We start from the raw sequence: 2,460 nt of genomic DNA, 5'->3' as shown, positions 1-2,460 counted from the left end.
CCCCCCCCCCCCCCCCCCCCCCCCCCCCCCCCCCCCACAACAAAAAAAAAAAACACCCCCCCCCCCCCCCCCCGGGGGGGGGGGGGGGGGCCCCCCCGCGCCCCCCCCCCACGGGTGAGGGGTATCTATCCGCGAGTCCATCTCGCAATTGAGTTCGCCGAGACAACCCCTCATCCGGCGCCATAGCCGAAGCTTCGCTTCGGCGTTCCTAAGAACGGCGGCCGAAGGCCGCCTACGCCACCTTCTCCCACAAGGGGAGAAGGAAGAAAGCGCGTCTAGACCGCCACCTGCTCGCCGAGATACGCGACCGCGGCTTCCAGCCCGCCCTTGCCGTGCGGGATCTTCAGCGCATTCAGCCCGATCTCGACCACCCCCAACGTGCCGAGCAGCATCGGCGCATTAACGTGGCCCATATGGGCGATGCGGAAGGCTTGTCCGGAGAGATCGCCGATGCCGGTGCCGAGCACGACGCCGCACTTGTCTTTGCAATAGCGCTGCAGCAGCGCCGGATCGTGGCCATTGCTCATGGTCACCGTGGTCACGGTGTTGGAGCGCTCGCTCGCCTCCGCGACGTTGAAGCCGAGCACCTGGCCTTCCGACCAGGCGGAGACGGCGCGGCGCGCGGCTTCGCCGAGCAGGCTGTGGCGGCGGAACGCGTTTTCGAGCCCTTCCTCGTGCAGCAGGTCGATCGCCTTGCGCAGCGCGAACAACAGATGCACCGGCGCGGTGCCGGCATATTTGCGATAATTCTCGCTGCCCTCGCGCTCGCTCCAGCTCCAATAGGGCGTCGACATGTTGGCCTTCTTCTGCACCTCGAGTGCGCGCGCGTTCGCCGCGACGAAGCCGAGGCCGGGCGGCGTCATCAGGCCCTTCTGCGAGCCGGACATCGCGACGTCGATGCCCCATTTGTCCATTTCGAACGGCATGCAGCCGAGCGAGGCGACAGTGTCCACCATGTACAGCGCGGGATGGCCGCTGGCCTTGATCGCCTTGCCGATCGCCTCGATGTCGTTCTGCACGCCCGATGCCGTGTCGACCTGGACGACGACGACGGCCTTGATGGTGTGCTCCTTGTCGCGGCGCAGGCGCTCTTCGACCTCGTGCGGCCGCACCGCGCGGCGCCAGTCGCCCTTGAGCACCTCGACCTCGGCGCCCATCAGGGCGGCGGCGTTGCCCCAGCCGATCGCGAAGCGCCCGCTCTCCAGCACCAGCACCTTGTCGCCGCGCGACAGCACGTTGCTCAGCGCGGCTTCCCAGGCGCCATGGCCGTTGGCGATGTAGATGTAGGACTTGCCCTTGGTCGCGAACAGCTTCGAGATGTCTGCGAGAAGTGTATCGGTCAGCTCGTGCATCTCTTTGGAGTAGATGTCGATCGCCGGACGATGCATCGCCTGCAGCACCTCGTCGGGCATCGTGGTGGGCCCGGGGATGGCCAGAAATTCCCGGCCCGCGCGAACGGTCATTGCTGTTGGTCCTTGTTGCTTGAGAACAGGCTGGTGGGTCGCTGACTCACGTTCTACGCGCCGTGGAAGCCCAAGAAAAGCACGCAAAACGCAGGTCTGGGGTGGTTTTTGTTTCGAGCATGGTCTTGTCGGAAAACCGCCTCACACTTTTCAGGACCATGCACTCATCTCTTGGTCTCGCGGCAGCCGGCGGCTTCGGCCTCTTCCACCGAGCAGAACCAGCGGGTGCCCTTGCTGATCTTCATCTTGATCTGGGTGTACCAGCGGCTGGTCGGCTGGTGATAGATGCACTCGCCGGCGGTGTTGACGTTGCCCTTGATGGTGCAGTCCGGCGAGGGCGCGACCGGCCCGGAGGCCGAGGCGAGCAGCACCGCATGCGCGCCCTCGGGCGGCTTGGTGGCGCCCAGGATCGTGGTTTTCTTGTTGCGGACGCGCCAGTCCCACGGCGCGATGAAGGCGCCCTGCCACATGCCGGCTTTGGCCTCGCGCGCGGCGGCCTCATCGGGTTCGTAGTCGTGAGAGACGCGGGTGTAGGCGAGTGCCCAGCCGCTGCGCACCAGCCATTTCTGGATGTCCTCGCCGCCGACCTCGCAGCGCGCCACGGTGCGGCCGCGCCGGTCGATCGCGCGGGCGTGGCAGACCCAGCTCTTGCCTTCGGTGTATTTGGCGAGCTCGTCGCGCGCCGCGATGCCGCAGGTCCAGCGTTCGGTTTTTGTATTGAGGCAGAGCTGGTCGACCGCGGGCGCGTCGATGCCGCCAAGCCGGACCCGCGTGTTCCCGATCAGGACGGAATCGCCGGAGCGGACCTTTGCGGTGCCGGTGATGTCGGCGGCCTGGGCCAGCGAGGGGATGGCGAGCAAAGACAGCGCAATCAGGAATTTTCGCAACATGCCGGTCCGCGTGTGAGGAAAATCTCGATAGACGTCGCAATTGTGGTCGGCTTTTGGCCGCCCGGCCAGCGCCTGCCCAACGATTGAGCTTTCAACTTCCCGTCATT

General features: G+C 66.3%; 2 protein-coding genes. Both read right to left on the bottom strand.

Annotation, left to right across the window (positions count from 1 at the left end):
- Positions 1–275: 275 nt before the first annotated feature.
- Complete coding sequence (locus AC0L3X_RS46905; RefSeq protein ID WP_063980480.1) at positions 276–1,463, bottom strand: pyridoxal-phosphate-dependent aminotransferase family protein; 1,188 nt, start codon at positions 1,461–1,463, stop codon at positions 276–278.
- 164 nt (positions 1,464–1,627) lie between these two features.
- Entirely contained in the window at positions 1,628–2,353 is a 726-nt protein-coding gene (locus AC0L3X_RS46900; RefSeq protein ID WP_063980481.1) for a thermonuclease family protein, read from the bottom strand.
- Positions 2,354–2,460: the final 107 nt, after the last annotated feature.

The organism is Bradyrhizobium sp. MI1.7 (genome assembly GCF_055811795.1).
Note: the sequence above shows the minus strand (reverse complement) of the source record. Positions and strands in the feature narration are given on the sequence as shown.